Consider the following 10,829-nt stretch of genomic DNA (forward strand, 5'->3'; position numbering starts at 1 on the left):
CTTCCTATCTCGTCAAGGCGGGGGCCCCCGGACCACGGTCGCCCGCAACCCACCCTCGTGAGGCCGGGGAAGCGAGTGCTTCCCGGGCCTCAAGGGGATCGGGGACGACTCCGCACGGGAACCGGCGACGGATCCCGTGCGGGAGCCCCGCGGCGAGTGGACCGCGTACGGGTCAGAACGCGATGTCGCGCCAGGTGCCGACCTCGGCGGCGATCAGTGCCCTCGGCAGGACGGCCATGCGGTCGACCGCCCCGCTCAGGCGCTGGCCGCCGCCCTGGTCGGCGCCGAAGCGCAGCGGCCGAGAGGTGCAGCCGGTGATGCCGTCGGTGGTGGCCGTGCCGCCGCCGACCCGGGTGCCGTCCACGTACGTGTTGATCGCGCCGGTCCGGTCCATGGTGACGACGAGGTCGATGTAGCGGCCGGTCGGGATCGTCCCGCTCAGCCCCACGTTCAGCCCGGCGCCGATGAAGCGCAGGGTGTTGGAGGGGGTCAGGTCGACGATGATCCCGTCGGTGCCCGGGTTGCCGCTCGGCTGGGAGTCGAAGAGCCGCCGGTAGCCGGTCCCCTCGATCTTGACCTCGGCCGCGAACGTCGCCTCGGGCAGGTAGCCGATCAGCGTGTTCTCCGTGGTGATGTAGGTCGAGCCGTTCAGGACCAGCCCACTGCCGCTCGGGGCCGCGGTGTCGTAGGTCGCGGTGCCGACGACGGTGCCGTGCCTGCCGCTGCCGGAGGAGTCGGTGACGGTCGTGCCCGACGTCGGGTCCCAGGCGACGACGGCCCTGCCCGCCGGGGGAGAGACGCACGGGCTGAGGCGGACGGAGGTCGCACCACCGGCCGTCCAGCCGTCGCCCGCGAGTTCCGCCGTGATCCGCGCGGATCTGGTCCCGTTCGCCGGGCCGACGGCCACGGTGAACGAGGCGGTCCTGGACTGCCCGACCGGGACCTCCGGCACCTGGATCGAGACGGGCGTGGCCGTCCAGCCCCGCGGCAGGACGAGGGTCGCCGCGCCCGCGGGCACGGTGCGGCCCCCGGTCGCGGTGACGGTGACCTCGACCGGGATCGACTCACCGCTGCCCGCGGCCCCGGGAGCGGTGATCTTGACGACCACCTCGTTGACGATCGTGTAGGACCTGCCCGCCTTGGCGTCGATGGTGATGACGTCACCGTCGCGGCGCGGGTCGATCGTCCTGCCACGCTCGTCCTCGACGCGGTAGCGGCCACCGATCATGGCGGCCCGGACCTTGAGGGGACCGGACCTGCCGGCGTGCACGGTGACCCTGTCGGCGTTGCCGTCCTTCCAGGAGGCGTCCACGGTCACGTCACCGCGGGCCCGCAGACCGGTCACCGAGCCGGTGGCCCAGGTCGACGGCAGCGCGGGCAGCACGTGGACGGTGTCGTGCTGGCTCTGCAGCAGCATCTCGGCCATGCCGGAGGTGGCGCCGAAGTTGCCGTCGATCTGGAACGGCGGGTGGGTGTCCCACAGGTTGTCCAGCGTGGAGCCCTTGAGCTGCTCGCCGAGCATCTTGTGCGCGTGGTCGCCGTCCAGCAGGCGTGCCCAGAAGTTGATCTTCCATGCCTTGCTCCAGCCGGTGCCGCCGTCGCCCCGCGCGGTGAGTGAGACCTTGGCCGCCTCGGATTCGGGGGTCCCGGCCGTTATCTGCCGTCCGGGGTGCAGCGCGAACAGGTGGGAGACGTGCCGGTGGGTGTTGCCCCGGTCGTCCAGGTCCTCCTTCCACTCCTGGAGCTGTCCCCAGGAACCGATCCGGATGCCCGGGTCGAGCTTGGCCAGCGCGGCCGTCACCTCGGCCTGGAAGGCCTTGTCGGTCTTCAGTTCCTTCGCCGCCTCCAGGGTGTTGGTCAGCAGGTCGAAGACGATCTGCTGGGACATCGAGGCGCCCGCCGTGAAGTCGCCCTGCTCGGGGGAGTAGCTGGGGGAGACCACGAGAGCGCCGTCACGCGGGTCGGTGTAGAGGGTGTCCAGCCAGAACTCGGCCGCGCCCTTCATCACCGGGTACGCGGTCTTGCGCAGGTATTTGGTGTCGCCGCTGAAGCGGTAGTGGTCGTACATCTGCTGGGTCAACCACGCCGCCGCGTCCGGGAACCAGAACGCGGTGGCCCAGTCGTGCACGCCGGTGAAGCCGAACGGGTTGGTCTCGTTGTGCACCACCCAGCCGCGCGCCCCGAACATCTCCCGCGCGGTCTTCGCGCCGGGGGCGACCATCGACTGGATGTAGCGGTCGTACGGTTCGGTCGTCTCGGCGAGGTTGGTCTGCTCGGCGAGCCAGTAGTTCATCTGCAGGTTGATGTTGACGTGGTAGTCGGCCGACCAGGGGGGGTTGGTCGAGTTGTTCCACACGCCCTGCAGGTTGGCCGGGAGCGACCCCTTCCTGGAGGAGGCGATCAGCAGGTAGCGGCCGTAGGCGAAGAACATCGCCTCCAGCGCCCGGTCGTCGGCCGAGGCACCGCCGGTGTACGCCGCGCGGAGCCTGTCGGTCGGGACGGCTGGGGCCCGCTGACCGAGGTCGAGCCTGACCCGGTCGAACAGCTTCCGGTAGTCGGCCAGGTGGTCGGACCTGAGCTTTTCGTACGACTTCCCGGTGGCCTTGTCGACCGCCGAGGTGACCTTGGCGTGCGGGTCGGCGCCCCGGTAGGTGGGGTAGGTGTCGGCGTAGTCGGTGCCCGCGGACAGCACGAACACCGCGCTGTCGGCGCCCGCGACGGTGATCCGGTCGGTGCCGTCGGTGCGGGTGCCGCCCTGGGTGATCACCTGGACCTGGGACTCGAACCTCATGCCGTTGTCGGCGAGCGCACCCCGGACCGTCAGGCGTCCCTTCGAGACCGAGACCTGCCTGTCGGAGCGGGGGGAGGAGGTGCGCAGCGTGAAGGAGACCTTGCCCTTCTCGCCGGCGGAGATCCGGCCGACGATGACGTTGCCGGGGTGGCTGGCGAAGTACTCGCGGGAGTAGGTCACGCCGTCCGCGGTGTAGCCGACCCTGGCGACCGCGTCGCGCAGGCTCAGCTCCCGGCGGTAGCCGGTGGTGGCCCCGGGGGTCTCGGGCATGTCCAGCCAGAGGTCGCCGAAGGTCTGGTAGGCGCCGAACCCCCTCTTGGGCTGGCCGAGCTTGGCCGCCACCGCCGTGGGGGGGATCTTGCCGTCGCGGTCGATCTCTGCCCTGACCTCGGCGATCGCGTTCGGCCTGGGGGAGGTCCAGTTGCCGAAGTCGTAGCCGTTGGAACCGGGACCGCCGGTCCACAGGGACTTCTCGTTGAACTGGATCTGCTCGCCGCCGACGCCGCCGAACACCATGGCGCCCAGCGCGCCGTTGCCGATCGGCAGCGCCTGGGTCTCCCAGTCGGTGGCGGGCTTGTCGTACCAGAGCGTCAAGTCATCGGGTGTATCTGCTTGCGTCATGTTCGCTGACAGCTCCGCATTCGCCGGACCGAGTCCGTATAGCCCGGTAGTGAGGGTGAGGGTGGCGAGGAGAACTATGGCGAGGCGTCGTCGTGGGGGGCGATGCAACGAATTCCTCCGATCACAGGGCGGGACTGTTTCTAGGAGATAGCACCGAAACTCCGCCGTAACAAGCCTCATCCTCCGATGTTTGTTACGAGTCGATCGCTCGCGCCCTCGTCACCGAAAGCCGTGCCGTAGACGATCTTTGCTCCTACCCGCCGGGGGAAGTCCGATGACTGAAGGCTGAAATTGGGCCATGATCCGGGATAACCCCTGTCAGATGGGATTTCTCCTCGATAACGGATCGGATGTATCGGGGGCGAGGGGGTTGACATCGAGGTTCGGCGTCGTTCAGCATCACGGAACAAGACATCCGATGTATCAACGAAGGGTGCGGTGTGAAGCTGCTGCGAGTAGGACCCGTCGGCCATGAGCGGCCGGCCGTCCTGGACGGGGCCGGTAACCTCCGCGAAATCTCCGAAGCCGAGATCGACGGGGCTTTCCTCGCCTCCGGGGGAGTGGCTCGCGTCCGGGAGGCGCTGGAGCGGGACGAACTGCCCGTGCTGGACGCCGAGGGACTGCGGATCGGCGCCCCGATCGCCAGGCCGGGCAAGATCGTGTGCATCGGGCTCAACTACCGTGACCACGCGGAGGAGACGAACACCCCGCCCCCGGCGGAACCGGTCGTCTTCATGAAGGCCGCCAACACGATCGTCGGTCCCGACGACGAGGTGCTCATCCCCAGGGACAGCGTGAAGACCGACTGGGAGGTCGAGCTGGCGGTCGTCATCGGCGAGACGGCCCGCTACGTCGAGACGGACGAGGAGGCGCTGTCCAAGATCGCGGGCTACACCATCTCCAACGACGTCTCCGAGCGCGAGTTCCAGCTGGAGCGCGGCGGCCAGTGGGACAAGGGCAAGTCCTGCGAGACCTTCAACCCGCTCGGCCCCTGGCTGGTCACCTCCGACGAGATCCCCGACCCGCAGGCGCTGGGCCTGCGCCTGTCGGTGGACGGCGTGCGGCGCCAGAGAGGCGACACCAAGAACATGATCTTCACCGTGGCGGAGATCGTCCGCTACCTCAGCCGGTTCATGGTCCTCGAACCCGGTGACCTCATCAACACCGGCACCCCCGCCGGCGTCGCGCTCGGCCTGCCCGGCACCCCGTACCTGCGAGCGGGGCAGGTCATGGAACTGGAGATCGACGGCCTCGGCGCCCAGCGGCAGACGGTGGGACAGGCATGAGCGAGGGGGTGGGCGCGTACCACATCACCTCGATGGAGACCCATGACATCCGCTTCCCCACCTCGCTGGAGCTCGACGGCTCCGACGCGATGAACCCCGACCCCGACTACTCGGCCGCCTACCTGGTGCTGAGGACCGACGACGGGTTCGAGGGCCACGGCTTCGCCTTCACCATCGGACGCGGCAACGAGGTGCAGACCTCCGCGATCAGGGCGCTGGAGCCGTACGTGCTGGGCAGGGACGTCGAGGACATGGGCGCGCTCTGGAAGGAGATGGTCCACGACTCCCAGCTGCGCTGGCTCGGCCCGGAGAAGGGCGTCATGCACATGGCGATCTCCGCCGTGGTCAACGCGCTCTGGGACCTGAAGGCCAAGCGGGCGGGCAGGCCGCTCTGGCTGCTGCTGGCCGAGATGTCGCCCGAGGAGCTCGTCGAGCTGGTCGACTTCCGCTACCTCACCGACGCGCTCACCCCGCGGGAGGCGCTGGAGATCCTGCGCGCCGCCGAGCCCGGCAGGCGCGAGCGCATCGCCCACCTGCGCGAGCACGGCTACCCGGCCTACACGACCTCACCGGGATGGCTCGGCTACGGCGACGACAAGCTGCGCCGCCTGTGCAAGGAGGCGATGGACGAGGGCTTCACCCAGATCAAGCTGAAGGTCGGCGCCGACCTGGAGGACGACCGGCGGCGGATGCGCATCGCCCGCGACACCTGCGGCGACGACTTCCCCATCGCGATCGACGCCAACCAGCGCTGGGACGTCGACTCCGCCATCGCCTGGGTGAACGCCCTCGCGGAGTTCCGCCCGCACTGGGTGGAGGAGCCGACCAGCCCCGACGACGTGCTCGGCCACGCCGCCATCGCCAGGGGCATCGCGCCCATCCCGGTCGCCACCGGTGAGCACGTCCAGAACCGCATGGTCTTCAAGCAGCTCCTGCAGGCCGACGCGATCTCCTACCTGCAGATCGACGCGGCCCGCGTCGCGGGGGTGAACGAGAACATCGCGATCCTGCTGCTCGCCGCCAAGTTCGGCGTCCCGGTCTGCCCGCACGCGGGCGGGGTCGGCCTGTGCGAGCTGGTGCAGCACCTGTCGATGTTCGACTACGTCGCGGTCAGCGGTTCGATGGAGAACCGGGTGATCGAGTATGTCGACCACCTGCACGAGCACTTCGTCGACCCCGTGGTGATCGAGAACGGCGCCTACGTCGCGCCGAGCCTGCCCGGTTTCGGCGCGGCCATGCACGCCGCGTCGATCACCGACCACACCTACCCCGACGGCCCGGTATGGAGGTCCCTCAATGGGTGAGTTCGACGGCCTGCGCGCCCTGGTCACCGGTGGCGGTTCCGGCATCGGCCTGGCCGCAGCCACCCTGCTGGCCGAGCGGGGCGCGCGGGTGGCCTGTCTGGACATCAACGCCTCCGGTGGTCCGTTCGTCGAGGTCAAGGCGGATGTCACCGACGAGGAGGCGGTCCGCGCGGGCGTCTCCGGGGCCGTCGAGCAACTCGGCGGCCTGGACGTCCTCATCAACAACGCCGGGATCGGCGCCGCAGGGACGATCGAGGACAACTCCTACGAGGAGTGGTCGAAGGTTCTGGACGTCAACGTGCTGGGCATCGTCCGGGTCACCCGGGCGGCCCTGCCGCACCTGCGCCGCTCGGCGCACGCCGCGATCGTCAACACCTGCTCGATCGCGGCGACGGCGGGACTGCCCCAGCGGGCGCTCTACAGCGCGTCCAAGGGGGCCGTCCAGTCACTGACCCTGGCGATGGCCGCCGACCACGTCCACGAGGGGATCCGCGTCAACTGCGTCAACCCGGGCACCGCCGACACTCCCTGGGTGCGGCGCCTGCTCGACGCGGCGCGGGATCCGGCGGCCGAGCTGGCGGCACTGGAAGGCCGCCAGCCGATGGGCCGCCTGGTGAGCGCCCCCGAGGTCGCCGCGGCGATCGCCTACCTCGCGAGCCCGCTCGCGGCGTCCACCACCGGTACGGTCCTGGCCGTGGACGGTGGAATGCACGGGCTCAGGCTCCGGCCCAAACCCTGATCCCGAGGTCGGCCTGACCCGGATGAGACAGCGCTCCATAGAAAACTCACCCCCCACATGGCTTTGAATCGAGGCAAAGGTATGAAAATCGGACCCGCGGCGACAGGCGCGGCACTGCTCGCGCTCGCCTTCACCCTCTCCGCGTGCGGATCGCCGGAGGCCACCGGTACCGGCGCGGCCCAGCCCGCCGGTGAGGCCGGTGCCAAGGGCGGCAAGGTCGGGATCGACTTCCCCCGCGCGGACTCCGACTTCTGGAACTCGTTCAACAAGTACGTCCCGCAGATGGCGACCGAGCTGGGCGTCGACCTGATGCCGCCGACCAACTCGCAGAACGACGTGGCCAAGCTGGTGGCCAACACCCAGGCCCTGTCGGGACAGGGCGCCAAGGTGATCGTCATGGCCCCGCAGGACACCGGCGCGATCGCCTCCACGCTGCAGACCCTGGAGGGCAAGAACATCCCCGTCGTCACCGTGGACACCCGCCCGGACAAGGGCAAGGTCTACATGGTGGTACGGGCCGACAACAAGGCGTACGGCACGAAGGCCTGCGAGTTCCTCGGCGAGAAGCTCGGCGGCAAGGGCAAGGTCGTCCAGCTCATGGGCGCGCTCTCGTCGATCAACGGCCGCGACCGGGCCGAGGCGTTCGGCGCCTGCATGAAGGAGAAGTTCCCCGAGATCACGGTCTTCGACGAGCCGACCGAGTGGGAGGGCACCAAGGCCGCCTCGATGCTGCAGACCCGCCTTGAGCAGCACCCGGATATCAAGGGCGTCTACATGCACGCCGGAGGTGTCCACCTGGCCCCCACCATCCAGGTGCTCAAGGCCAAGAACCTGATCGTGCCGCCGGAGGACCCCAAGCACGTCTTCGTGATCTCCAACGACGGCATCCCGCAGGAGTTCGAGGCCATCCGCAAGGGCGAGATCGACGCCACGGTCTCCCAGCCGGCCGACCTCTACGCCAAGTACGCGATGTTCTACGCCAAGGCCGCGGCCGAGGGCAAGACCTTCCAGCCCGGCCCCACCGACCACGACAGCACGATCATCCAGCTGCCGAACGGTCTTGAGGACCAGCTCCCCGCCCCGCTGGTCACCAAGGAGAACGTGGACGACAAGGCTCTCTGGGGTAACCAGGTCAAGTGATGACATCTTCCGTCACGGCGGTCGAGGCGGTTGGGATCACCAAGCGCTTCGGCCCCACCACAGCCCTCAACGGCGCCGGGATCGCCATCGCCGAGGGGGAGACGCACGCGCTCGTCGGCAGGAACGGCGCGGGCAAGTCCACGCTGGTGTCGATCCTGACCGGCCTGCAGCGTCCGGACGAGGGTGAGGTCCGCTTCGCCGGGCGGCCCGCGCCGCCGCCGGCCGACCGGGACGCCTGGCGGCAGCGTGTCGCGTGCGTCTACCAGAAGTCGACGATCATCCCCACGCTCTCCGTCGCGGAGAACCTCTTCCTGAACCGCCAGACCGAGCGGGGCAGGATCAACTGGCGGACCCTGCGAAGGCGGGCCCGGCAGCTCCTGGAGCAGTACGGCGTGGACGTCGACGCCGAGACCATGGCCGGGGATCTCGGCGTCGAGCAGCGCCAGCTGCTGGAGATCGCCAGGGCGCTGTCGTTCGGCGCCCGGTTCATCATCCTGGACGAGCCCACCGCCCAGCTCGACGGCCCCGCCATCCAGCGGCTCTTCGACCGGATGCGCGCCCTGCGGGAGCAGGGCGTCACGATGATGTTCATCTCCCACCATCTTGAGGAGGTGTACGAGATCTGCCAGAGCGTCTCGGTCTTCCGCGACGCCCGGCACATCGTCACCGCCGCGGTCGGCGACCTGCCCCACGACCGGCTCGTCGACGCGATGACCGGCGAGGCCACCGCCGCCTACGAGTACCGCACCCGCACGCCCGATACCTCGGCCCCCGTGGTGCTCTCGGCGCGGGCGCTCAGTCTCGCGGGTCGCTACCAGAACGTGGACCTGACCGTTCGCGCGGGCGAGATCGTCGGTCTGGCCGGCTCGGGCAGCAGCGGCAAGGTCGGTCTCGCCGAGACCCTGGTCGGCCTGCACCGGGCGGACACCGGGACGGTGACGGTCAACGGCACGGAGGTCAGGCAGGGCGACGTGCCGTCGGCGCTCCGCGCCGGGCTCGGCTTTGTCCCCCAGGACAGGCACCACCAGGGCTTCGTCCCGCTGCTGTCGATCGCCGAGAACGCGACCATCCCGATCGCCCACAAGCTCGGCCGCTTCGGCGCGGTGTTCCCGGCCCGCCGCCGCGAGCGTGGCGCCCGGATGATCGAACAGCTGGACATCAAGACGACGGGGCCCGACCAGCCGGTGGCCGACCTGTCCGGCGGCAACGCCCAGAAGGTGGTGCTGGCCAGGGCGCTCGCCGACGACCCTCGCGCGCTCGTGGTCATCAACCCGACCGCCGGGGTGGACGTCAAGGCCAAGCACTCCCTGCTCGGCGCGGTGGAGGACGCGGCCGACCGGGGCGCGGGGGCCGTACTGGTCTCCGACGAACTCGACGACCTGAGGATCTGCGACCGGGTCCTCGTCATGTTCCACGGCAGGATCGTCAAGGACGTGCCGCGCGGCTGGACGGACAACGAGCTGGTGGCGGCGATGGAAGGTATCGACCACTGATGACCACGACGAAGACCCTCCCTCCCGCGCCGGCCGCCCCCCGGGGGCGCCGCATCCGGCTCGGGCGTTTCCGCGACCTCACCTTGGTCCCGGTGATCGTCGTTCTGCTGATCGCCGGTTCCCTGGTGGACCCGATCTTCCTCACCCCGGGCAACCTGACCAACGTGCTCCAGCAGCAGTCCGCCCTGGCGCTGGTGGTGCTCGCCGAGGCGCTGATCCTGATCTCCGGCAAGTTCGACCTCTCGCTGGAGTCCACGGTCGGCATGGCGCCCGCCGTCGGCGTGATGCTGGTCATCCCGGTGGCGGCCGGCGGCTTCGGCCTTGAGCTGCCCGGCATCCTGGCGATCCCGCTCTGCCTGCTGATCGGTGGCCTGGTCGGCGCCTTCAACGGCTTTCTGATCCTGCGCTTCCAGCTGTCGGCCTTCATCGTCACGCTGGCCATGATGATCGTCGTGCACGGTCTCCAGCTGGGTCTCACCCAGGGCAAGAGCCTGTTCGAGCTGCCCGAGTCGTTCCTCTACCTGGGCAGTGCCACCTGGCTCGGCCTGCCGGCGGCCATCTGGATCGTCGGCGCGCTCTTCACCGCGGCCATCGTCACGCTCGGCTACTTCCGGGTCGGCCGCTCGCTCTACGCCATCGGCGGCAACGCCGACGCCGCCCGCGCGGCGGGCGTCAGGGTCGAGCGGGTCGTCTGGGTCGTCTTCGTCATCGGCGGGATCGTCGCCGCGCTCGCCGGCGTGCTGGAGACCGGTCGCCTGGGCGGCATCAGCGCCAACCAGGGCGTCGGCTGGATCTTCATGGCCTTCGCCGCCGCCGTCATCGGCGGCGTCAGCATGGACGGCGGCAAGGGGACGATCCTCGGCGCGCTCACCGGTGTCCTGGTGATCGGCCTCGTCGAGAACATCCTGACCCTGAAGGGCGTCCCCGGCGAGTGGAAACAGCTCGTCTACGGTTCGATCATCCTGGTCGCCCTGATGATCAGCCGCCTGGCCGGCGGCAAGGCCCAGGACTGACGCGCCGCGGTCCCGCTCCTTCGGGCGGGACATGCGGACGTTCGGCCCGTACGGGCGCGGAGCCGGTGCGGACCTGCGAAGTCTGCAGGGGTGCGCGGACCCGGGCGGATACCTCAAACTGCACAAGAGCCGTAAAGCATTACTCCCGTACGAGAAACGTGAAGCCGTACAGAACGGAGCAAGAGGTGCAGGTCAGCAGGTATGGCTTCGGTGCGGCCCCGATCGGGAACCTGTTCTCGGCGGTCGGCGAGGACGTGGCGCGGGCGGCGGTGGACGCGGCCTACGAGGCGGGCATCCGGCTGTTCGACACCGCGCCGCACTACGGGCTCGGCCTGTCGGAGCGGCGGCTCGGCGCCGCCCTGGCGGACCGGCCCCGTGACTCCTACGTCCTGTCCACCAAGGTCGGCCGCCTGCTCGTCCCGGCCGAAGAACCCTTCGGCCG

General features: G+C 69.7%; 8 protein-coding genes. 7 read left to right on the forward strand and 1 reads right to left on the reverse strand.

The features are described from left to right. Positions 1-172: 172 nt before the first annotated feature. A complete protein-coding gene (locus ABZU75_RS42460; RefSeq protein ID WP_355567826.1) occupies positions 173-3,385 on the reverse strand; it encodes a glycoside hydrolase N-terminal domain-containing protein in 3,213 nt (1,070 codons plus the stop codon). Between the two features lie 467 nt (positions 3,386-3,852). Between ABZU75_RS42460 and ABZU75_RS42465 the strand changes: the two genes are divergently transcribed. The 7 genes from ABZU75_RS42465 to ABZU75_RS42495 form a co-directional block, all read left to right on the forward strand. After that, positions 3,853-4,698 carry a fumarylacetoacetate hydrolase family protein gene (locus ABZU75_RS42465; RefSeq protein ID WP_355567829.1) on the forward strand — a complete coding sequence of 282 codons (846 nt, stop codon included), beginning with the start codon at positions 3,853-3,855 and terminating at the stop codon, positions 4,696-4,698. Further along, a complete protein-coding gene (locus ABZU75_RS42470; RefSeq protein WP_355567832.1) occupies positions 4,695-6,002 on the forward strand; it encodes an L-fuconate dehydratase in 1,308 nt (435 codons plus the stop codon). The genes ABZU75_RS42465 and ABZU75_RS42470 overlap by 4 nt, the downstream gene beginning before the upstream one ends. Then, positions 5,995-6,741: an SDR family oxidoreductase gene (locus tag ABZU75_RS42475; RefSeq protein ID WP_355567836.1), complete on the forward strand. Its 747-nt coding sequence runs from the start codon at positions 5,995-5,997 to the stop codon at positions 6,739-6,741. The genes ABZU75_RS42470 and ABZU75_RS42475 overlap by 8 nt, the downstream gene beginning before the upstream one ends. Before the next feature lie 81 nt (positions 6,742-6,822). Further along, positions 6,823-7,881 (forward strand): sugar ABC transporter substrate-binding protein, encoded by a 1,059-nt coding sequence (locus tag ABZU75_RS42480; protein WP_350914401.1) that lies wholly within the window; start codon positions 6,823-6,825, stop codon positions 7,879-7,881. Beyond that, positions 7,881-9,374, forward strand: coding sequence for a sugar ABC transporter ATP-binding protein (locus tag ABZU75_RS42485; RefSeq protein WP_355567840.1), 1,494 nt, complete (start codon positions 7,881-7,883; stop codon positions 9,372-9,374). Before ABZU75_RS42480 ends, ABZU75_RS42485 begins: the two co-directional genes overlap by 1 nt. Then, complete coding sequence (locus ABZU75_RS42490) at positions 9,374-10,387, forward strand: ABC transporter permease (protein WP_355567844.1); 1,014 nt, start codon at positions 9,374-9,376, stop codon at positions 10,385-10,387. The genes ABZU75_RS42485 and ABZU75_RS42490 overlap by 1 nt, the downstream gene beginning before the upstream one ends. 185 nt (positions 10,388-10,572) lie before the next feature. Continuing rightward, the coding region (locus ABZU75_RS42495; protein ID WP_355567847.1) for an aldo/keto reductase at positions 10,573-10,829 on the forward strand (257 nt) is incomplete at its 3' end.

The organism is Streptosporangium sp. NPDC005286 (assembly GCF_040607515.1).
In the GTDB taxonomy this organism is placed as follows: Bacteria; Actinomycetota; Actinomycetes; order Streptosporangiales; family Streptosporangiaceae; genus Streptosporangium.